Genomic DNA, 22542 nt, shown 5'->3' with positions numbered 1-22542 from the left:
TCTGGCATTTGTTATTTTCATAACTTCTGACTATTTTCTCTATTCGGTTGTTAATGTCCTTTAGTTTTCATTCGTCTGCGGTGTTTCCCGCTGACAAAAATTATAGTATCACAAATTTTAAACTAAGTCAACAACTTTTTTTAATAAAAAATACACATTTGAAATAAATGTGTATTTTTCTTAGATTTTATAATGTTTCTGTTGTTTTTTTACCTATTACATTTCCTTGAGAATCAAAAATTGTAACTCTAACTCTTTTGCCTTTTACTCCTTGAACTCTCATAGAGTTCTCTATTTTTGATTTCCCACTTCTTTCTGTTCTTCCAAATTGTGACTCTATTACATCTGTAACAATGCCACCCGCTCCTAAAATCTCTATTTTTTGATTCAATAGCTCTGAACTATTTCCTTTTGAGTTTGAATCAGCTACCACTTTTAAACTAGAGTCTTTTTTATTGTATGTAAGAGTTAAGTTGGAGATATTAGTACCTCTATCTATCTCTCCGTAATACCCATATATACTGATTCCCACCTCTGTTATCATCTTTATTTGAGCATCAACTTTTCCTGAGTTATTGTTTCCTGAATCTTTTAAAGGCATCTCTTTAAAAACAACATAACTTTTATACTCTCCAGGAGTCATTCCTGCATCTGGTTTTATTCTAAATCTTACAACCTGTTTTCCACCTGGCTTAATGGCTACCATTTTAGGATATAGTTTTATATAGTTATTTAAGCTATACTTCTCATACCCAGGAGCACTCTCTAAAAAACTTTCCAATCTCATTGGAGATGTCGTATTATTTATTAAAGTGATCTCATTTGTATTCACTTTATCCAACTCTATCTCAAATCTAGTCGGCGCTACACTAAAGTTGAAAGCATAGCCTGTCAATGTAAATAAAAAATAAAAAATTCCCACTGCTATTTTTTTTAATCTCATCTTTTCTATCACTCCAATTCACTTAGTATTTTATCATATTTTTCATATTTTAAGTTTCTATTAAACTTTTTAAACCTGTCTACAACTGGATCTTTTAAATCTGTATCCCTCTCTATAACACGCCCTTCTTCATCCACTTCATCCCCATTTAAAAAGTTGGATTTTTGAGCTATCAATCCAGCCTTGTCATAGATTATTACCTCTCCATTTTTCAAACCATTTTTATAATTTACAACAGTTTTTATATCACCACTTTTATAAAAAAATCTCCACTTTCCATCTCTTTTATCATTTTTATACTCCCCTTCTAAGATTTGTGTTCCATCGATACCAAATATCTTTATTCCACCATCTATTTTTCCAAATTTAAAATTTGTCAAAGTTTCTAAAACCTCTCCTTTATAGAAAAATATAGCTTCTCCCTCTAAAAGTCCATGAAAATACTCAACTTTTGTTAACAGATCACCATTGGGCGCATATTTCACAACCTTTCCATGTAAAATACCATCCTCTAAATTTTCATATCCCTCCATGCTGTTATTATTATAAAAATATGTCCACTGCCCATTTGGTTTGTCATAATTATATTTTAATACCCCTTTGGTATTTCCATTTAGATACTTTATTGTCCATACTCCATGCTTAATACCATTTACATATCTACCTTCATAGATAAATTGTTCATTTTTTTCAAAGAAAAATCCTTGAAAAAACCCATTTTTTATTCCATTTTCATATTGTTCCTTTATTCCCTCTCCTATTAACTCTCCAGTAAAAGGAGATGTTTCATTGGATATATAAGCTATCTGATTTTTTAGTAACTTTTTATTTATACTTTCTTTTCTCAAATCAGAAAAGGAAAGATTATATAGCACAATGTAAGTAATTAATGTTATAACCCATCTTTTCTTCAACCTTTCTCTCTCCTTTTAAAAATTATTTAAAACATCCTCTAAATTATACCCCTCTTCTTCAGTCTCTTCAATAGTATTATTTTCTATAAGTTCTTTATCGTACTTATTTACCACTACATCATAACCTTCGAAATATTCACCCTCATCTTCATGAGCAAGCTCTATGTTTACATCTAACTTCTCCTCTGAGAACTCAATATTATCACTTCCTAAATATTTAAACCTCATTTCATACTTTCCAGGTAAAACATTTTCAAAGAAAAACATTCCATCAAACTCTGGGTCTATCTCTTGATACAACTCTCCATCCTTTTCCAAAATAACATTGGTCATACTCAGTATTCGAATTAGCTCTTTTGAAGATATGTTATCTCCAGGATTTATATTTCCAGTAACCATAGATACCGCTTGTACACCTACATTGTATCTCGTTCCTATGGATGCTCTTGTCTGAACTCTTTTTTTATCATTCACTTGGGTTAACATTGGATCTATACTTTTTCTATCCACCTGTATTTTATATTTTTCTAAAGGAAGCAATCCTTGTATAATATATTCTCCATTGGAGTCTGAAACTGCTCTTTTCCCATCAACTATTATAGTTACATCTGGCAATGTGGTTTCACCCTCATCATATATATCATTATCATTGGAATCTATATAAACTTTCCCATATATCCATGAGTTATCTACTTGTCTATCTCCAACATCTCTTTTTAAATTAGACAGATCAAATATTTTTTCAACAGTGATTCCCATATCTACTCCACCATCCTCCCTTCTAGAAGTAGGTAGCTCTATATAGATATTTCTGTCCAGATAGATAGTAAAGTCTACTGTGAATCTACTTTTATCCTCATCACTATATTTCATCTCCGTTCCTAACATATACTCTAATCCAGTGGATCTAAACTCTTTTCTTCTTCCTAATATCTTTAATGAATAATCAGTTTTTATCTTTTTATCTTTCTCTATGTTTGTTTGAAAAATTACTGTAAATCCCGACATACCTCCGTAACTCACTCCAGGATTTATGGAATAACTCTTTTGATTATTCTCACGATTTGTTACTTCAGCATCTAAGAAAAGTGAAAAATTTGCCATGCTCCTATTTTCTAAACTTATATAGTAACCTGTCTCTTTATCTTTTTGATTATTTTTTAACTCCTCTTGGTATCCAAATCCAACTCTTGACCATATAAAATCCCTTGATATACCTATTGAGGTATACTCTTTAGTATCATTTTCCTCCGCTATATAATTTGAATATTTAAAGTATTTCAATATTAGACTATACTCTTTTATTTTCTGATTTATCCTAATCTCATAGCTATTCTCCTCTTTATCATACTCATAAAAGTTTTGATAGTTCACTAAAAGAGGATATCTATTTGACATATTTAATTTATATATAAATTCATTCTTTAAAATACTATACTCTCTATTTTTTTCTGATTCTAAATTTAGTACTCCAAAGCCTAAAGTCAAATTTTTACTCACTCCATAACTCACTTCATTTACGCTTTGTTTTTTCCCATTATCTCTATCCGTTCCCAGTTGTAGATTATAATCCCACTCATTTTTACCAAGTAATTTAGAGTCTCCTACTGTGTATACCTTTCTAGTCTCTATTTGACCATTGGTATAATAAATTTTTAATACATAATCTCCACCATAGTTTCTATCTCTAACCTCAAATATAAAGTTTTTTTCTGTTGGTCTTTGATAGTCTAAGAGTATTCCCCCTTGATATAGCTCTATTATATCCGCTCCTTGAGCTTCACCTTTTATTGTTGTCACATTTCCAACTGTGGAACTATATGTATTCTTCTCTCCAAAACTAACTCCCTCTACCATTCCACTTACATTTAAAAAGTCTGGAGTTTTGATATAGAAATCTCCTAAAATCACATCATTCTCTCTATATACATCATTATAGGTTAAATTATAGCTTTTAACAGAACTCTCCGGTTCAATAGCGTAATCCATATAAAAATCACCATATAAAAGTTGTGTTCCATACTCTACGCTTATCTTATTTTCTCCATCTTTCAAACTGTTTTTGGAATAGTTAACTTTCATTAATCCTGGAGCTAAAATTTTATTTTCAGGTTTCACTAAATTAAAAGCTTCATCTTCTTTTCTATCATTTAATCTAAGTCTCTCAATTTTCCCTTTTTCTCTTATCTCAAAAGGTAAAGTGAAATCAGGTTCTAAAATCAATTTCAAATCTTGGCTAGACCACATTGGAGATTTGAATTTAAAATCATCCCCCAATACCTTAAGTTCCACATAGATATCGTCATCAATTATAAAACTTTTTCCACTTTTTATCTCAGCTTTATATTTCTCATTATCACTTTGAAACTCCACCTTTTTTCTTTCTAAATCAATATCGAATGAATAAATTTCCAAAAAATAAAGTAATCCTTTTATCGGTATATAAATTTGATCATTTTCAAAATCATATCTAGCCATAAAAAAATCATCTTTTAAACTTTTACTCTTAATCTCAATATAGGCTTCATCTAGCTGTTTACTCTCTTCTGCCAAAATTTCAAATGAAAAGAATAGGAAAAAAATAGCTATTAAACTTAGATAAGCTATTTTTAATTTTTTCATTAATCATACCTAACCTTTATTTTTAACTCCCCGCTATATTTACCTGGAGGTGCTTTTTTAGTATCTACCACCTCACCCATAAATAATATCTTTCTATCACCATATCGAGATAATTTTGTAGTATAGTTTTCATCATCTTTCCTTTCCAATTCAGGGCTAGATATATTAACTTTCAAACTTCCCTTTCCTTTTCTATTAAATATCTTTATCTCTTTAGGATAACTTATATTTATCCTTTTATTTGGTTCACCTTCCACTTTTAAATAGCCGTGTGTTCCTTGACTAGATGATACTCTTTGCCCTTGAACACCCACACCTAAATCCATAGGAGTAGTGGATACTTTTAATCTTCTTATCACATTTAATTCAAGAGTGGTCTCTATTTTTATTCCACTACTTTTATTGCCATCTCCTCTATAAACCGTAAGGGTAATGGGTCTAGATATATACCTTCCCCCCAATCCTGAATCCCCTTTTACATTGACATTTACTTTAAGTTTTAAATTGCAATCTCTCCTATTTGTTTCAATAGTTTTATTCTCTCTAGAAAGACGAGAATCAAATGATTCTAACTCTACTTTATTTATTTTTATTCTCTCTTCAACTGTACCATCTTCTCTAAAAAAATATATATTTCCAAAGTTTTCAATCTCATATATTAATTTTCTATCTTCCAATCCTGTTATTTTAAAGCTATTTGTTGTGTAGTTAATGTTTTGAGTCCAATCACCAATAATCTCTTTTCTTGAAGTTAATTTTGATGTATTAAAACGCATATTTCCAAAAACTATACAGTTAAAAAATAGTAATAAAATTAAAATTTTTTTCAAAACACTTCACTTCCTTTAACTTCTACTCATAAAGATTAGATTTCCCATTTTTTAAAACAACTCTTTCTCTATGTACCAATGGAATATAGGGTATATTTTTTGAAATCAAGAATACAATTTTATCATAGATTTTTTCTCTATTTTCTACCCTATCTTCATCTTTTAAAATCTCTAAAAATGGTAATATTGCGTTGTACATCTCTTTATCTCCTATATCGTGTACCATCACTTTTCCTAGATTATAGATCAGATACTTTTCATTAAAAAGTATATTGTAAATTGCTATTTCATAATCCTGTTTTTCCATCTTCATTAAAAAAGCTTCCTGTTGATATGGAACTACTTCCACTTCTACTCCTTTAACACTCAACTGTTCTTTTAAATTATTCACAATTTTTAAAGATATATCATCATTTAATGTGGTTATCTCAATTTTTCTATCTAAAAGACCGCTCTCTTTGAGCTTGTCTTCAGTATAATTACTCTGTTTTATCTTTGAAAGATTAGCATTGAATAAACTTTTCGGAAAAAATGTTTGGGCTAACTCAGTACTAAAGATATCCTTTATTATCTTCTCTCTATCTATAATGCTTTCTAAAACCTCTCTATTCTTCTTCTGATTAAAAATATCGCCTTTTTTTCCAAACATTATTGCAATTGTATCCAGCTCTTTTGTCTCCTTCATACTTGCTTCTGTATTAATGATACCCTCATTTTTCAGTTTCTCTATCTGCTTAGGACTTAAATCTAAAACAATATCAACAGCTTCATTAAAATATAGAAGTGCTCTTTTTCTATCACTTATCTCTGATAAAATTCTTATTTTTTCTGGTCCAATATTTTCTCTAAAATATCTATTTTTCGATAAAATAACCTCTTTATTTGTAATTTTATCCAATTTATATGGACCTGTTCCATAGATGACTCCATCCTCATACTTAGTTATTGAACACATATAGTATGTTAACATCGATAAAAAAAGTTTATTTTCTCCCTTTAATTTTATCTCTAACTTACTGTTGTTTATAACTTTTATATTTTGTATATCACTAAACATATCTTTAAAAACGCTATTTTCTAGCATTCTATCCAATGATTTTTTTACATCACTCGCCAGCATTTTATCCCCATTTTGGAAATAAATATCCTTTTTCAATTTAAGCTCTAAAACACTTTCATCTTTCCAATTCCAACTTTGAACTAAGTTTGGAGTAACTTCACCAGTCTCATTATAATTAAACAGTGTTTCATAAAGATAGTTAACAACTCTTATAGAGTATTGATCTTTCATAAAAATAGGATCTATATTTGTAACTTTAACTGCCTGAACTATCTTTATTTCATTGTTTTTCTCAGAAAGTTCTTGTTCAAAACCGCCATATTCACTCAATTGAACCTCATCAAAATATATATCTGATTGTCCAAAACCAAAGGATATTGTAAGGGTAAATAAAATTAGGTATAGATATCTTCTCATCTCTTCACCTCTTAACACTATTTATTATTTTTTATTGCAGAATAGAACTCTGTTGCTAAATCCAATGATTCTTTGTTCTCCTCATATATCTTTTCAAACTCTTTATTATTATCAACAAAAATATCCACTAATTCAGGATCAAAACTTTTGCCCTTTTCATTTTTTATAACCTCTAAGGCATCTTTATGAGAAAGTCCCTCTCTATGAAACTTCTTCTGTCTCAATGCATCATACACATCAACAAGTGCAACTATTCTTGCCTCCAATGGAATCTCTTCTCCCTTTAATCCACATGGATATCCAGTTCCATCCCATTTTTCGTGATGATATCGAACTATATTTTCTGCAACGTTCCCCAACTTTAACTTTTTCACCAAATCATACCCTATATTAACGTGTTCCTTTACTTTTTTAAACTCCTCTTCTGTTAACTTAGAAGGTTTTTTCAATATCTCCGATGGTATAGCTACTTTTCCTATATCATGAAGTGAAGAGAATCTCTTTATATTTTTTTTCAACTCTTTAGATAGCTCCACTTTTTCAGATAAAAGTGTAGAATACATACCCAATCTTTTTACATGATCCCCTGTATCCTCATCGTTTAATTGATTGGCCATTTCCAATACCTCTATTAAAGAAAAACTTAACTCTTCCGCCTTCTTTCTATTTTTCTCCGATTTAATTATTAAAAATATTAAAAGTATTATAAAAAGAATAACTGGTATTGAGATTTTCAAAATCAATCTATAATTTTGAGTCACTATAGTATTTTTTAACAGATTATTATCTATAACTGTTTTGTCCACTGTAAAGCTATCCAATATTGTTTCCATTAAATTTGAAAGTTCTTTTTTCTCCTTTGAAATTCCAAAACTAACTCCAAAAGAGTCATTTAATATACCTGCAACTTTAATCTTATCATCTAAAAAATTATTACTTATCACTCCAGTCAATATATTAAAATACCCTACTAAATATTCGCCCTCTTGACTTAATAGCTTTTCTAGTCCCTCTTCATAACTTTCAACCTCTATTATCTCGCTATTTTTTAATATATTTTTTAAATAAGTATAACTATAGTCTCCCTTTAATACCAATATCTTGGCTTTATCTAAATCTGAGATATCCTGTACAAATCCATCGGAGTTTCTATTTGCCACAGATAACTTCATCTCATAATATGGTTTTGTATAGTTAATTTTCGCTTTACTTTGAGTGTTTTCTATAGCGATACCATCTATGTCATATTCTCCATCCTTCACAAATATAAATGGCACTCCTATTATTTTCTCTAACTCCTGTACAATATTTATTGTTAATCCTTGATAATTAGCTTTCTGTTCATAATAAAATGGCAACATAAACTTATCTTTACCTAATTTTACTTTTATAGTCTTATACTTTTCCTTTATACTCTCATAACTTGGTGTATCTTTTAAAAGATATTTATAAAAATTCACCCTATTTTTAGAAAGTATCTCCTGAAACTTTTCTCCCTCCAAGTTATCTATAATTCCTTTTATTTTATCCTGAGCATTTTTTAGATTTTTTTTCACTGCAATCTGCTCATTATATCTAGTATTTTCGAGTAACTTATAATCTGTTTTACCTGAATTTTTATCGTACCAGTCTTGGGCTATAAATGCATCAACGTCTCCATCAGCAAGTTTTTCTAGTCCCTCATCTATAGTTTTTACCTCTGTTCTCTCTAACTCTATATCCTTATATCTCTCTTTAAACTCCTTTAATCCATGTTGATTTGGAATATAAGCCACTCTCATTCTCTTCACATTTCTTAAGTTTGAAAAAGATGAATTTTTGTTAACAACAACTCCTACTCTATATATCATTGGGGTATCAATATATTCATATTCCTCTTTTCCCTTTAAAGTCTCAATTGTTCTTAACACAATATCACTATCTTCATTATCTAATTTTATATCTATATTTTTATTTTTTAATATATTTGAAAAAAGTTCAACATAGACACCACTATACTCTCCTTTTTCTAAATCTTTATACAGATACATATCAGTTGTATTTGATGGTATTGTTACACTTATACTCTCTTTAGAAAAAGTGATACAGTTTATTACCATCAAAAATATAAATACTACTCTTTTCATTTTTCCTCCCTAAGTTTTTTGCAAAAAAAAAGCTGCAATAATCATAAAGAATATTGCAGCTGGCTGTCATTTTAAAGACCCTATAGCTTTGCGTCATAGGATTTCCCCTATTTTGCCTTATAATAAAAATTTCTCTTTAATTATAATCAATCAAAACTCTAAAGTCAACTTTTTATATCTATTTTGAATAGTTTGGAGCCTCTTTAGTTATAATAATATCATGAGGATGACTCTCTTTTAATCCAGCTCCTGTTATTTTCACAAATTTTCCATGAACTTTTAAATCTTCAATTGTAGGTGTTCCACAATATCCCATTCCAGCTCTAACTCCTCCACAAAGTTGGAAAACTACATCCTTTAAACTTCCCTTATATGAAACTCTTCCCTCGATTCCTTCTGGTACAAGTTTTTTAGCATCATTTTGGAAATATCTATCTTTTGATCCTCTTTTCATAGCTGCCATTGATCCCATTCCAACGTATACCTTGTATCTTCTTCCCTCATAGATCATCTCTTCTCCAGGAGCTTCTGTTGTTCCTGCCAACAATCCTCCTAACATAACACAATCTGCTCCTGCTGCTAATGCTTTTACCATATCACCTGATAATTTTATTCCACCATCAGCAATTACACCTATTCCTTTTGTTTTACATACTTCATATACGTCATTTACTGCTGATAATTGAGGAACTCCCACTCCAGCAACAACTCTTGTTGTACAGATTGATCCAGGTCCAACTCCAACTTTAACAGCATTTACTCCAGCTTCAATTAAATCTAAAGCCGCTTCAGCTGTTACTATATTTCCACCTATTATATTTAATTTTGGAAAATTTGCTCTTATCTCTTTTATTTTTTCCATAACTCCTTTTGAGTGTCCATGTGCTGAGTCAACTGTTATTATATCCACTCCAGCTTCCACTAAAGCTTTTACTCTATCTAAAGTATCAGCCCCAACACCCACTGCTCCTCCAACTCTCAATCTTCCTTGTGAGTCTTTACATGCAAATGGGTATTCAACTAGGTTATCGATATCTTTTATAGTTATTAATCCTTTTAGCTTTCCATTCTCGTCAACTATTGGTAATTTTTCAATTCTATTTTCCAATAAAATATCTTTTGCTTCCTCTAATGTTGTCCCCACTGGAGCTGTCACTAGATTCTCCTTAGTCATAATATCGCTTACTAATTGATCCATATCTTTTCTATATTTTAAGTCTCTATTTGTTATAATACCAATTAAAGATCCATCCTCTTCAATCACTGGTAATCCTGATATTTTATATCTTCTCATAATCTCTTCTGCATGCCATACTGTAGAATCTTTAGTTAAAGTTACAGGATTTTTGATCATTCCGCTTTCGTTTCTTTTTACTCTATCAACTTCTGCGGCCTGATCCTCTATGCTCATATTTTTATGAATGAATCCAATTCCTCCTTGTCTTGCTAAAGCGATTGCTAAATCTCCCTCTGTTACAGTATCCATCGCTGCACTTAAAACTGGAATGTTCAATTCGATATCCTTTGTAAGTCTTGTCTTTAAACTCACTTCATGCGGTAATACCTCTGACCTTGCTGGAACTAATAGCACATCATCAAAAGTTATTGCTTCTTTTATTATTTTTCCATTCATCATTTTCCTACTGCCTCCGATTTTAATTTTCCAATTTTTGAATAAAGACCTGCACTTATTTTTGGTACTGTGCAGGTCTTTTTTTATTTATTTTCGTTATTATAGCACATTTTTGAACCTATGTCATTTCTAAAAAATAATTTTTTACAATTTATTTTATTTACATCTGAATATGCTCTCTGTTTTGCCTCTTCTAAAGTATCTCCATAGGCAACTACAGATAGTACTCTTCCCCCATTTGTTTCAAGCCTTCCATCAACTTTTCTAGTTCCCATATGAAATACTATGGAGTTCAGATCTTTTGGTATCTCTATTTCACTTCCAATTGCTGATGATTTTGGATAATTTTCAGAAGCCATTACCACAGCCACTGTATACCTCTTATCCCATTCTAAATCTACATCTTTATTCTCCATTAAATCCATAATCGCTTTTACAAAGTCTGATTTTAATCTTGGAAGAATACCCTCTGCCTCAGGATCTCCAAATCTAGCATTAAACTCTATAGTTTTTACACCATCCTTTGTCAACATTATTCCACCAAAAAGAAAACCTTTAAATGGTATCCCGTCCTTAACCATTCCTTTAGCCATAGGTTTTAATATCTTTTCTAAAGTTTCATCTATTATATTTGAATCTATTTTATCAACTGGAGAATAAACACCCATACCTCCAGTATTAGGTCCCTTATCATTATCATAAACTCTTTTATGGTCCTGAGCTATTTCAAGTGGGATTACCCTCTCTCCATTTGTTAAAGCTATAATGGAAAATTCAAAACCATCTAAATACTCCTCTATTACAACTTTATTATTTGGAATAGAAAAAGCTATTTCAAGTGCTTCCAATGCTTCATCCACTGAAAAGGCTACTGTCACACCTTTTCCAGCTTTTAATCCATCCTCTTTTATAACTATTGGAGCTCCCTTCTCTTTTACATATCCAATTGCTAAATCTAAATCATAAAAAGTTTCATACTCCCCTGTAGGAACACCATATTTTTTCATCAGTTTCTTTGCAAAATCTTTACTCGATTCAATTTTTGCTGCCTCTTTTGTAGGCCCAAATATTTTTAATCCCCTTTTTTCAAACTCATCTACAATGCCTAAAGCTAATACACTCTCTGGTCCAACTATTGTTAAATCCACTCTATTTTCTTCAGCAAAATCTGCCAATTGCTCTATTTTTTCCTCTGAAATTTCAACCAATTTACCTATGCTTTCCATTCCAACATTTCCAGGAGCTATAAATATCTCTTTTACTAAACTACTCTCTTTTACTTTCCATGCTATAGCATGCTCTCTTCCACCTTTTCCAACTATAAGAACTTTCATGAACTCCTCCAAAAATTAATGTTTAAAATGTCTAACCCCTGTAAATACCATCGCTATTCCATATTTATTACAAGCCTCTACTGATAGTGAATCTTTTATTGAGCCACCTGGTTGGATAATAGCTTTTATTCCATATTTTGCAGCTAATTCAACTGTATCTGCCATTGGAAAAAATGCATCTGATGCTAAAACTGCACCTTTACACTTATCTCCTCCCTGTTCTAAAGCTATTTTTGCAGCTCCCACTCTATTCATCTGTCCTGCCCCTATTCCTATTGTTTGACCATCTTTACCTATTACAATAGCATTAGATTTTACATGTTTTACCACATTCCAGTTGAATAACAGATCCTTTATCTCATCATCTGTAGGTTTCTTTTCTGTCACACAGATAAGTTCACTCTCAGATATTTTCATCTCATCAAACTCTTGAATTAATATTCCATCCATAACTGAAGTTATCTTCATTTTATTCACTATCTCTTTACTCATATCAAGTTGTAAAACTCTTATATTTTTCTTTTGAGTTATAATCTCTAAAGCTTCCTTCTCATAACTTGGAGCTATTACAATCTCTAAAAACAGTTGTGAAAGCTCTTTTGCCACCTCTGTTGTAACACATGAATTTGTGGCAACTATTCCTCCAAAAATCGATGTTTTATCAGCTTCATAGGCCTTATCCCAAGCCTCTTTTATTGTTTTTCCACTACCTACACCACATGGATTCATATGTTTTACTGCAACCACTGTTGATTCTTCAAACTCTTTTAATATCTCTAATGCTGCATTTGCATCTTGAATATTATTGTATGATAGTTCTTTTCCATGTAGTTGCTCAGCATTTCCTATAGAATATCCCGCAAAACTTTTTTTATAGAATCCAGCTTTTTGATGGGGATTCTCACCATATCTTAAATCTTGTACTTTTTCATAAGTCACTGTTAAAGTTTCAGGAAACTCCTCCTTTACCTTTCCAGTTAAATACTCTGCAATTAGTGTGTCGTATGCTGATGTGTGTCTAAAAACTTTAGCTGCCAATTTTTCTCTTGTCTCCAGTTTAGTATACCCTTCTCTCTCTATTTCACAGATAACTTTTTCGTAGTCCTTTGGATCAACTACCACTGTAACTGATCTATAGTTTTTGGCAGCTGATCTTAACATACTTGGTCCACCTATATCAATATTCTCTATTAGCTCATCATGAGTTACACCCTCCTTAGCTAGAGTCTCTTTAAATGGATATAAATTTACTATTACCATATCTATTAAATCTATCTTATTTTCCACTAGAGCTTTTAGATGCTTTTCATTGTCTCTGACACATAACAAAGCCCCATGTACATTGGGATGTAATGTTTTTACTCTTCCATCCATAATCTCTGGAAAACCAGTGATATCTGATATACTCAATGTTTTTATACCAGCTTCGTCCAATGTCTTTTTTGTTCCACCAGTAGATACTACCTCATACCCTAATGACACTAATTTTTCAGTAAATTCTACTATTCCTGTTTTATCAGATACACTTATCAACACACGTTTCATATATATTATTCTCCCCTTTTAAATAACTTTGTCAAAACCATAGGATATATCCTATGTTCCACTTCATGTATTCTATTTTTTAAATCTTCTAGTACCCATCCACTCTCTATTTTTACTCTCTCTTGATATATTATCTCCCCTGTGTCAACTCCACTATCCACATAGTGTATAGTTACTCCTGTTTCTTTAACTCCAGCTTTAAAGGCATCCCCTATCCCATCTTTACCAGGAAATTCTGGTAAATAAGCTGGGTGTATATTTATTATTCTATTCTGATACTCATTCAATAAGGTAGATGATATAATTCTCATATATCCTGCTAAAACAATATACTCAATCCCCTCTTTTTTTAATATATTGATTAGCCTCTTTTCAAACTCCACCTTTGTATCAAACTCTCTTGGATTGATGAAATAGTATGGTATCCCCAATACCTTTGCTCTACTCATAGCAAAAGCACTCTCTTTATCGACAATTAGAATTTTGACCTCATACCCTTTTCCCTCTCCAGATTTTTGAGCTTCAACTATTCTCTGGAAGTTTCCTCCATTTCCAGATGCTAAAACCGCAATTTTTACCATTTTATCTCTACTCCAGGTTTTTCATTAACCTCTCCTAAAATCATTGGTTTTTCTCCTAATACCTCAAGTTTTCTAACTAAACTGTCCATTTTCTCTTTAGATATAACAAATATAAATCCAACTCCCATATTAAATACATTAAACATCTCTTTTTTTGGTATTTCACCCTTTTCCTCTAAAAACTTAAATATTTTAAGCTCAGATATGTTTTTAGATTCTATTTCCACTCCTAATCCCTCAGGTATAATTCTAGGAATATTCTCATAAAATCCACCTCCAGTTACATGACACATACCCTTTACATCCACACTTTTCAGTACCTCTTTTACTGTTTTTACATAGATTCTTGTCGGTGTAAGCAACTCCTCTCCCAAGGTTTTTTTAAATCCTTCATAAGTCTCTTTTAAATCTAAGTTTGCATCTTTCAATATCTTTCTAACTAAAGAAAATCCATTTGAATGTACACCACTAGATGATATTCCTATAAGAACATCTCCACTTTTTATATCTTCTCCTGTTATTAAATCCCTTTTTTCCACAGCTCCCACAGTAAATCCTGCTATATCGTAGTGCCCCTCTTTATACATTCCTGGCATCTCAGCTGTTTCTCCACCAATCAGTGCACACTCTGCTGCCACACACCCATCTGCTACTCCCTTTACGATACTTTCAATCTGTTCTGGATAGTTTTTTCCAACAGCAATATAATCTAAAAAATACAGTGGCATAGCTCCTTGAACTAAAACGTCATTTACACACATAGCTACAACATCTTGACCTATAGTATCATGCTTATCCATCTCAAAAGCCAACATCAACTTTGTTCCAACCCCATCTGTTCCACTAACTAATACTGGCTCTTTCATACCTAACTCTGAAAGATCAAACATTCCACCAAAGGCTCCTAAGCTATTGATTGCTCCCTTTATCTTAGTTCTCTCAACATGATTTTTTATTCTTCTAACTGACTCATATCCAGCCTCTAAACTAACTCCAGCTTCCATATATTTATTACTCACTCTTACCGTCCCCTATCTTTTTAAATTTTCTAACAAACTAAACATACTTGTTGGATATTTTCCAGTGAAGCATGCTAAGCATATATTTTTACCTAGTCCTTCCAGCATTCCATCATTGGACAAAAATGCCAATGAATCCGCTCCTATATACTCTCCCAACTCTTTTGGTGACAACTTCGTACTTATCAACTCATTGTATGTGGACGTATCCACTCCATAAAAACATGGACTTATTATTGGAGACGAGGCTATTCTCATATGAACCTCTTTAGCTCCTGCATCTTTTAGTAGTTTTATTATGTGCTTAGACGTTGTTCCTCTCACTATAGAGTCATCTACAAGAACAACTCTTTTATCTTTTACAACGGCTTCCATAGCTGAAAGTTTCATCTTAACTCCACGTTCTCTTTGATGTTGATTTGGCTTTATAAATGTTCTACCTACATATCTATTTTTTACAAGCCCCATCTCATAAGGTATTCCTGAAAAGTCCGAGTATCCCATTGCTGAAGATAGAGATGAATCTGGAACTCCTATAACTATATCCGCCTCCACTGGACTCTCTTTAGCCAGTATTGCCCCACAGTTTCTTCTACTTGTATGTACATTTAATCCATTTATACTACTGTCTGGTCTTGAGAAATATATGTATTCCATAGAGCACATCTTATCCTGAGTACAATCGGTATATTGAGATGAGTGTACGCCCTCTTTAGAAACTTTTAAAACCTCTCCTGGCTTTAATCCCCTTATATAATCTGCCCCCACAATTTCAAAAGCTGAGCTTTCAGAACTAAATACATATCCGCTTTCTAATCTTCCCATAGATAGTGGTCTAAATCCATTTTTATCCCTTATTACATAAAGATCATCATTATTCATTATAAGAAAGGAAAATGCTCCTTCCAATTTAGGTAATGCTTTTAGTATCTTTTCGTGAAAATCTCCAACCTCTCTTTGAATTAGATGCCCAATTATCTCACTATCTGAAGTTGTATGAAAAATACTCCCCATAGCTTCCAATTGCATTTTTAACTCTTTAGCATTTACAATATTTCCATTATGTGCAATTACAAAGTCCCCAGTATGAGAACGAACAAGTATCGGTTGAACATTTTCAATTCCCCCTCCTCCTGTTGTAGAGTATCTAACATGTCCTATGGACATATTTCCAGGTAATTTCTCCAATCTTTCTGCATTGAAAACCTCTGTTACTAACCCCTCACCCTTTTCTCTAATAAGGTTTTCTCCATCAGAGGAAGCTATTCCAGCTCCCTCCTGACCTCTATGTTGTAATGAGTGTAGCCCATAGTATGTTAACTGTGCCGCATCCTCCACGTTAAATACTCCAAATACTCCACACTCTTCATTTATTTTTCCACTTAAAAAATACTCGATCTCTTTTATCATTTTTACCCCACTATTTTCTTTAATCTTGCTAGAACTTCTTGGTAAGCCTCTTCAATATCACCTAAATCTCTTCTAAATCTATCTTTATCAAGTTTTTTTCTAGTTTCTTTATCCCATAATCTACAACAATCTGGAGATATCTCATCCGCTAGTATAATATTTCCATCAGTATCTTTTCCAAACTCTATTTTAAAATCTACCAACTCAATTCCAACTTGCTCAAATAGTCTTTTTAATAACTCATTTATTTTTTTAGTTTGAGAATAGATACTCTCTAACTCCTCTTTTGTAGCAAGTCCCAATGCCATTGCGTGATAGTCATTAATCATTGGATCTCCAAGTTCATCTTTTTTATAACAGATTTCAAATATTGGAGTTTCTAAAATTTTCCCCTCTTCCATTTTAAAAAGTTTTGCTGTAGACCCAGCTAAAGTATTTCTAACTATTACCTCTAAGGGGATAATCTCCACTTTTTTACAAAGCTGAGCTCTCTCTGATAAATTTTCAATTAGATGAGTTTCCACACCATTCTTTTTTAAATAATCATAGATTATAGTTGTAATTTGACTATTTAAAATCCCTTTATTGTGTATTTGACCTTTCTTTAAATTATTAAAAGCTGTTGCATCGTCTTTATAATAAATAATAACTTCATTAGGATTTTCTGTTCTATAAACTTTTTTAGCTTTTCCTTCATATAACTTATTTGCTTCTACTAATAACATCTGGTCACTCTCCCACTTTAATATTTATTTTTTAAAATAATTAACTCCATTAGTAAAGATATCCTGCATCTTATTTCCATCTATGTTTTTAAACAATCCATCCTCATATCTCTCTGAATGTCCCATCTTCCCTAAAATTTTTCCACATTTTGAAACAATCCCCTCAATAGCATATGTAGATCCATTTAAGTTATGGTTTTTGTCCATTGTCACTCTATTTTCATAGTCACAGTATTGTGTTATTACCTGCCCATTCTCAAATAACTCTTTTGCAAACTCCTCACTTACTACAAATTTTCCCTCTCCATGAGACATCGGTATATTGTGAGTTTCTCCTACAGTGAATGAACTCATCCACGGTGAGTTGTTAGATACAACTTTTGTCCTTACCACTCTTGAAATATGTCTATTTATGTCATTTCTAAATAGTGTTGGCGAATCTTTAGTCACGCTATCCACATCACCATATGGTAATAATCCCGATTTTATAAGAGCTTGGAAACCATTACAAATACCCAGTATCAATCCATCATTTTCTAAGAACTTTTTCATACTATTTTTTATTTTCTCATTTTGAAGAATATTAGCTATAAACTTTCCAGATCCATCTGGTTCATCTCCAGCACTAAATCCTCCTGGTATCATAAATATTTGAGCCCTCTCCATCTTATTGGATAGAGTTTCTATACTCTCCTTTATCTCTTGAACTCCTAGATTATTGAATACGTATATCTCAACTTCAGCTCCCGCTCTTTCAAAAGCTCTCTTTGTATCATATTCACAGTTTGTTCCTGGAAATACTGTGATTAATACCTTTGGTTTCTCGTATAATTTTTTTGCCTTAAATATCTTATCTGTCATATACTCTTTCTCTATTACTTCACCTGTTGTTTCCACTGTATATGGATATATCTTACCGTATCTTTTTTCCCAAGTTTCTATTAAAGAATCTATATCAAATTTTTCTTTATTTAATTCAATAACTTTCTCATCCACTGTTGTTCCTATAAAAATCCCATACCCTAACTTCTCTGTTGATTCTACAACTATATCTCCTGGCATTAAACTAAATAGATTCTCTTCTGTATCTATTTTAATTCCGATTTTATTTCCAAAACTCATCTTTATAACCGCTTCTGCTATTCCACCAAATTTAATTGTTGATGCAGATATTATAGCTCCCGATTTTATTGATTTTTCAATCAGTTCAAAATTTTCCTTTATCCTCTTATAATCTGGTATCTCTCCACATAGTCTTTCACTTTTTATCAGATAGATATTATTACCTGCTTTTTTAAATTCAGGTGATATTATATTTTCTACACTCTCTGTTGTCACTGCAAATGAGATTAAAGTAGGGGGCACATCTAAATCTTTAAAAGTTCCACTCATACTGTCTTTTCCACCTATCGCTGGAGTTTCAAACTCCATTTGAGCCTGTATTCCTCCCAATAAAGCTGCAAATGGTTTTCCCCACTTCTCCTCATTTTTTCCTAACTTTTCAAAATATTCCTGAAATGATAATCTTGCTTTTTTATAGTTTCCACCTATCGCTACAATCTTTGCTAAAGATTCTATAACAGCATATTGAGCTCCTAAATATGGTGAGTATTCCGATATTAATGGATTATATCCAAAAGTCATAATTGAACAAGTGTTTGTAACTTTGTCCGTAGGAAGCTTTTGCACACTTCCCTCTGATTCTGTCAGCTGATATTTACCACCATAAGGCATCAATACTGTACTTCTTCCTATTGAAGCATCAAACATCTCTACCATACCTCTTTGAGATGCCACATTCATCCCCTGTAGTAACTCTTCTATACCCTTTCTAATATCATCACTTGTCTCTTTCTTTATAAATGGATTTTCCAGATTTGAAGATGTCACTTTTACATCCTGTATCTGTCTAACTCCATTTGTATCTAAAAACTCTCTTGAAATATCTACAAGCGTTTCATTTTTATATTTTATTACCAATCTTTCGCTCTCTGTTACCACTGCAACTAATGCTGATTCCAGATTTTCCTCTTTTACTAACTCTTGAAATCTTTTTGCATCCTTTGCTTCAACTACCACTGCCATTCTTTCCTGGGATTCCGATATAGCTAGTTCAGTTCCATTGAGACCTAAATATTTAACTGGAACTGTATCTAAGTTTATCTCAACTCCTCTTGCAATCTCACCAATAGCAACACTCACTCCTCCAGCTCCAAAATCATTTGATTTTTTTATAAGTTTTGTCACTTCAGGATTTCTAAATAATCTCTGAATTCTTCTTTCCACAGGAGCATTTCCTTTTTGAACTTCAGACGAGCACTTAGTTAAAGATGTTTCATTGTGTTCCTTAGATGATCCTGTTGCTCCTCCTACCCCATCTCTTCCCGTTTTTCCACCTAATAAAATCACTACATCCCCAGGAATAGGACTCTCTCTTCTCACATACTCCTTTTTTACAGCACCAACAACAGCTCCTACTTCCATTCTTTTTGCCTTATATCCCTCATGATAGATCTCTTTTACATAGGTTGTTGTAAGTCCTATTTGGTTTCCATATGATGAGTACCCGTGAGCTGCACCTTTAGATATTTTTTCTTGAGGTAATTTATTTGCCAATGTCTTTTCTATATTTTCAGTTATATCTCCAGCCCCTGTAACTCTCATTGCCTGATACACATATGCTCTTCCAGAAAGGGGATCTCTTATCGCTCCCCCAACACATGTACTTGCACCTCCAAAAGGTTCTATCTCTGTTGGATGATTATGAGTTTCATTCTTAAACATCAATAACCATCTCTCTAACTCCCCATCCACGTCTACATCCACTTCAATACTACAAGCATTTATCTCTTCTGATTCCTCTAAGTCATCTAATTTCCCAACTGACTTTAAGTATCTTCCCCCAATAGTTGCCATATCCATTAAAGTTAGAGGTTTTTTCTCTCTTCCCAACCTCTTTCTCAACTCTAAATAGTTTTCAAAAGCATTTTGAATACTATTTGTCAAATCTTTACACTCTATTTTTATATCTTTTAAATATGTTTCAAAAGTTGTATGTCTACAGTGATCTGACCAGTATGTGTCCAAAACCTTTATCTCTGTCTCCTTTGGATCTCTCTTTTCCACATTTTTAAAGTAATTTTGAATATGTTTTAAATCCTCTAAAGTCATTGCTAAACCATGTTCATGTAAAAATTTTTCTAACTCATCTGAGTTTTTATCTATGAATCCTGTATATGTTGGTACTGGATCTATATCTATATTTTCCTCTAGAATTAAAGTGTTTAGATTTTTCTCTCTAGTCTCAATTGGATTTATCAAATATTCCTTTATTTTATCAAAATCTCTTATCTCTCCGTGAAAAACTAAAACTTTTCCACTTTTTATTTGAACTCCCTCTCTGCTATTTAAAAGCATTAGACACTGCTCCGCTGAATCTGCCCTTTGATCATACTGTCCAGGTAAAAACTCCATTGCTAAGTATCTTTTTCCTTCCAATTCAATCTCTTCATACACATCATCTGTAACTGGTTCTGATAGAACTTTATTTTTTAAAAGGTGTAGATCCTCCGCTGTACAATTAAAAATATCATACACGTTATATAGATCAATACTCTCTATTCCACTCTCTTTTAGATTTTCTAAAAGTTCATTTTTTATACCTAAGCTCTCTACTTGAAACCCATCTTTTTTCTTTACAAACACTCTCTTATTCATTATTCCTCCCTAAAATGAATTGGCTTTTAAAATTAGCTCATCTATATTTTTACCGCAATAGTTTATATGACCCATTTTTCTATTTTTTTTCCACTCTGTCTTTCCATATATATGAATATGTGTATCACTATCATTTGGGATTGTATCCAATCTATCTCTATCCTCTCCCATTACGTTTAGCATTACCACTGGAGTTAAAAGCTTTATTTTGGGTAACTCCTCTCCTAAAATACCCCTTAAATGAGCATCAAATTGTGAGTAGTTACAAGCATCCATCGTATAGTGAGCACTGTTATGAGGTCTTGGAGCCATCTCATTAAAATAGATCTCCTTACCTTTTATAAAAAACTCAATTCCTAAAGGTCCATAAATATCTAATCTTTCCACAATTTTTTTAGAGATGTTCTCAATTTCATTTACAATCTCCCTATCTATTCTAGCTGGAACTATAGTCATATTTAAGATTCCATTCCTATGTATATTTTCTCCAATTGGAAAATTTATTACATGACCATCTATCCCCCTAACAACTAAGCAAGAAACCTCTTTATCAAAAGTGAGCATCTTTTCTAAAATGTACTCCACTTTTTCATTCCACTCAATCTCATTTAAGTCACTCTCTTTTAAAAGTTTCCATTGTCCCTTTCCATCATATCCACCTGAACAAGTTTTTAATATACATGGAAACTCCATTTCAGCTATCGCTTTTTTTAAATCATCTAAATTTTTAACTTTTTTAAACTCTGCTGTCTTAACACCTATATTACTTACAGCTTCCTTCTCTCTAACTCTGTGCTGACTTAAATATAGTGGTCTCTTTCCCTGGGGAATATTAGCTCTATTCTTTTCCAAATACTCTATTGTTTCACTTGGTACATTTTCAAACTCATATGTTATGACATCTACACTCTCACATAGCTCATTTAATCCATTTTCATCTCTATAGTCGCACACTATATGTTTATGTGCACTAAGACTGCCACATGAATCCCTATTTGGATCTAAAATTACTGTTTGATACCCCATTTTTTTCCCTGAGTCACAGAGCATTTTAGCCAGTTGTCCCCCACCTAAAATTCCAACTCTTCTAGATTTTTTCATCCAAAATCATCCTTTCCATCCTCTCTCTAAATTCCACAACCTTTTTAGCAACCTCACTATCTTTTAAAGCCAATATCTTAACCGCTAATAATCCTGCATTTTTAGCTCCACCTATCGCCACTGTTGCCACTGGAACTCCACCTGGCATCTGTACAATTGATAAAAGTGAATCTATTCCTTTCAGAGTTTTACTCTCAATAGGTACTCCAATAACTGGTAAGTCTGTTAAACTTGCTACCATTCCAGGTAAATGAGCTGCCCCTCCCGCACCTGCTACAATAACCTCTATTCCTCTTTGCTTTGCTTCTTTTGCATATGTAAACATCAACTCTGGAGTTCTATGTGCTGAAACTATTTTTACTTCATGTTCAACCCCAAACTCCTTTAAAATATTTACGCATTCATTCATAGTCGGTAAATCTGATTTACTTCCCATTATTACACCTATTTTCACTCTGTTTTCCTCCCTAAAAGTTAAAAATAAAAAACGCACATTACTAAAAAGGTTACAACTATCCCTTTTCAATAATCTGCGTTTTTACACACTTATTCCATTTATATATAT

At 32.1% G+C, this 22542-nt stretch carries 16 protein-coding genes and 1 riboswitch; all 16 genes read right to left on the bottom strand.

The window, feature by feature from the left end; translation table 11 throughout:
* Positions 1-187: 187 nt before the first annotated feature.
* Positions 188-943 carry a fimbria/pilus periplasmic chaperone gene (locus ACMOUI_RS08070; protein ID WP_418965214.1) on the bottom strand — a complete coding sequence of 252 codons (756 nt, stop codon included), beginning with the start codon at positions 941-943 and terminating at the stop codon, positions 188-190.
* A gap of 8 nt (positions 944-951) precedes the next feature.
* Entirely contained in the window at positions 952-1857 is a 906-nt protein-coding gene (locus tag ACMOUI_RS08065; RefSeq protein WP_418965213.1) for a toxin-antitoxin system YwqK family antitoxin, read from the bottom strand.
* A 15-nt stretch (positions 1858-1872) separates the two neighbouring features.
* Complete coding sequence (locus ACMOUI_RS08060; protein ID WP_418965212.1) at positions 1873-4479, bottom strand: hypothetical protein; 2607 nt, start codon at positions 4477-4479, stop codon at positions 1873-1875.
* Positions 4479-5309 carry a hypothetical protein gene (locus ACMOUI_RS08055; RefSeq protein ID WP_418965211.1) on the bottom strand — a complete coding sequence of 277 codons (831 nt, stop codon included), beginning with the start codon at positions 5307-5309 and terminating at the stop codon, positions 4479-4481. The genes ACMOUI_RS08060 and ACMOUI_RS08055 overlap by 1 nt, the downstream gene beginning before the upstream one ends.
* Positions 5310-5331: 22 nt before the next feature.
* Complete coding sequence (locus ACMOUI_RS08050) at positions 5332-6786, bottom strand: ABC transporter substrate-binding protein (protein WP_418965210.1); 1455 nt, start codon at positions 6784-6786, stop codon at positions 5332-5334.
* A gap of 17 nt (positions 6787-6803) precedes the next feature.
* Complete coding sequence (locus tag ACMOUI_RS08045; protein WP_418965209.1) at positions 6804-8912, bottom strand: HD domain-containing phosphohydrolase; 2109 nt, start codon at positions 8910-8912, stop codon at positions 6804-6806.
* A 51-nt stretch (positions 8913-8963) separates the two neighbouring features.
* A riboswitch (cyclic di-GMP riboswitch) is annotated at positions 8964-9039 on the bottom strand.
* A gap of 51 nt (positions 9040-9090) precedes the next feature.
* A complete protein-coding gene (gene guaB / locus ACMOUI_RS08040) occupies positions 9091-10548 on the bottom strand; it encodes an IMP dehydrogenase (protein WP_418965208.1) in 1458 nt (485 codons plus the stop codon).
* 80 nt (positions 10549-10628) lie between these two features.
* Entirely contained in the window at positions 10629-11879 is a 1251-nt protein-coding gene (gene purD, locus ACMOUI_RS08035) for a phosphoribosylamine--glycine ligase (protein WP_418965207.1), read from the bottom strand.
* Between the two features lie 15 nt (positions 11880-11894).
* Positions 11895-13424, bottom strand: coding sequence for a bifunctional phosphoribosylaminoimidazolecarboxamide formyltransferase/IMP cyclohydrolase (gene purH / locus ACMOUI_RS08030; RefSeq protein ID WP_418965206.1), 1530 nt, complete (start codon positions 13422-13424; stop codon positions 11895-11897).
* A 5-nt stretch (positions 13425-13429) separates the two neighbouring features.
* Positions 13430-14005, bottom strand: coding sequence for a phosphoribosylglycinamide formyltransferase (gene purN / locus ACMOUI_RS08025; RefSeq protein WP_418965205.1), 576 nt, complete (start codon positions 14003-14005; stop codon positions 13430-13432).
* Positions 13999-15009, bottom strand: a complete 1011-nt coding sequence (gene purM, locus ACMOUI_RS08020) for a phosphoribosylformylglycinamidine cyclo-ligase (RefSeq protein ID WP_418965215.1) — start codon at positions 15007-15009, stop codon at positions 13999-14001. The genes purN and purM overlap by 7 nt, the downstream gene beginning before the upstream one ends.
* Before the next feature lie 27 nt (positions 15010-15036).
* Positions 15037-16434 (bottom strand): amidophosphoribosyltransferase, encoded by a 1398-nt coding sequence (gene purF / locus ACMOUI_RS08015; protein ID WP_418965204.1) that lies wholly within the window; start codon positions 16432-16434, stop codon positions 15037-15039.
* A 2-nt stretch (positions 16435-16436) separates the two neighbouring features.
* Complete coding sequence (gene purC / locus ACMOUI_RS08010; protein ID WP_418965203.1) at positions 16437-17159, bottom strand: phosphoribosylaminoimidazolesuccinocarboxamide synthase; 723 nt, start codon at positions 17157-17159, stop codon at positions 16437-16439.
* A 24-nt stretch (positions 17160-17183) separates the two neighbouring features.
* Positions 17184-20876, bottom strand: coding sequence for a phosphoribosylformylglycinamidine synthase (locus tag ACMOUI_RS08005; RefSeq protein ID WP_418965202.1), 3693 nt, complete (start codon positions 20874-20876; stop codon positions 17184-17186).
* A 9-nt stretch (positions 20877-20885) separates the two neighbouring features.
* Positions 20886-21977: a 5-(carboxyamino)imidazole ribonucleotide synthase gene (purK, locus tag ACMOUI_RS08000; protein WP_418965201.1), complete on the bottom strand. Its 1092-nt coding sequence runs from the start codon at positions 21975-21977 to the stop codon at positions 20886-20888.
* Positions 21964-22431 carry a 5-(carboxyamino)imidazole ribonucleotide mutase gene (gene purE / locus ACMOUI_RS07995; RefSeq protein ID WP_418965200.1) on the bottom strand — a complete coding sequence of 156 codons (468 nt, stop codon included), beginning with the start codon at positions 22429-22431 and terminating at the stop codon, positions 21964-21966. Before purE ends, purK begins: the two co-directional genes overlap by 14 nt.
* Positions 22432-22542: the final 111 nt, after the last annotated feature.

Source organism: Cetobacterium sp., assembly GCF_048470075.1.
In the GTDB taxonomy this organism is placed as follows: Bacteria; Fusobacteriota; Fusobacteriia; order Fusobacteriales; family Fusobacteriaceae; genus Cetobacterium_A.
This window is presented reverse-complemented; position numbering and strand designations above follow the sequence as displayed.

Bases quoted from the DNA above. Each gene is read 5' to 3' on its own strand.
- ACMOUI_RS08070 (WP_418965214.1), bottom strand. From the start codon at position 943: ATGAGATTAAAAAAAATAGCAGTGGGAATTTTTTATTTTTTATTTACA.
- ACMOUI_RS08060 (WP_418965212.1), bottom strand. From the start codon at position 4,479: ATGAAAAAATTAAAAATAGCTTATCTAAGTTTAATAGCTATTTTTTTC.
- ACMOUI_RS08050 (WP_418965210.1), bottom strand. From the start codon at position 6,786: ATGAGAAGATATCTATACCTAATTTTATTTACCCTTACAATATCCTTT.
- ACMOUI_RS08045 (WP_418965209.1), bottom strand. From the start codon at position 8,912: ATGAAAAGAGTAGTATTTATATTTTTGATGGTAATAAACTGTATCACT.
- guaB (WP_418965208.1), bottom strand. From the start codon at position 10,548: ATGATGAATGGAAAAATAATAAAAGAAGCAATAACTTTTGATGATGTG.
- purD (WP_418965207.1), bottom strand. From the start codon at position 11,879: ATGAAAGTTCTTATAGTTGGAAAAGGTGGAAGAGAGCATGCTATAGCA.
- purH (WP_418965206.1), bottom strand. From the start codon at position 13,424: ATGAAACGTGTGTTGATAAGTGTATCTGATAAAACAGGAATAGTAGAA.
- purN (WP_418965205.1), bottom strand. From the start codon at position 14,005: ATGGTAAAAATTGCGGTTTTAGCATCTGGAAATGGAGGAAACTTCCAG.
- purM (WP_418965215.1), bottom strand. From the start codon at position 15,009: ATGGAAGCTGGAGTTAGTTTAGAGGCTGGATATGAGTCAGTTAGAAGA.
- purF (WP_418965204.1), bottom strand. From the start codon at position 16,434: ATGATAAAAGAGATCGAGTATTTTTTAAGTGGAAAAATAAATGAAGAG.
- purC (WP_418965203.1), bottom strand. From the start codon at position 17,159: ATGTTATTAGTAGAAGCAAATAAGTTATATGAAGGAAAAGCTAAAAAA.
- ACMOUI_RS08005 (WP_418965202.1), bottom strand. From the start codon at position 20,876: ATGAATAAGAGAGTGTTTGTAAAGAAAAAAGATGGGTTTCAAGTAGAG.
- purK (WP_418965201.1), bottom strand. From the start codon at position 21,977: ATGAAAAAATCTAGAAGAGTTGGAATTTTAGGTGGGGGACAACTGGCT.